1 protein-coding gene is annotated in these 238 nt (G+C 46.6%); it reads right to left on the bottom strand.

What is annotated here, in order from left to right:
* A partial coding sequence (locus tag CWB62_RS18595; RefSeq protein ID WP_138556305.1) for an aldehyde dehydrogenase family protein occupies positions 1-238 on the bottom strand: 238 nt, incomplete at both ends.

The raw sequence follows: 238 nt of genomic DNA, 5'->3' as shown, positions 1-238 counted from the left end.
ATCCCCTGTGCCAATGGTAAATTTTTTCCCCAGTTAATAGTATTGGTTTGTCTGCGCATGTAGGCTTTCCAAGCATCACTTCCACTCTCACGGCCGCCTCCCGTTTCTTTTTCTCCTCCGAATGCCCCGCCTATTTCGGCCCCACTTGTTCCAATATTAACATTGGCAATTCCACAATCGCTTCCTGCAGCCGATAAGAATTGTTCTGCTTCTCGTATGTTGAGGGTCATTATAGTTG

It is taken from the genome of Pseudoalteromonas sp. S408, from assembly GCF_005886645.1.
Lineage (GTDB): Bacteria > Pseudomonadota > Gammaproteobacteria > Enterobacterales > Alteromonadaceae > Pseudoalteromonas.
Note: the sequence above shows the minus strand (reverse complement) of the source record. Positions and strands in the feature narration are given on the sequence as shown.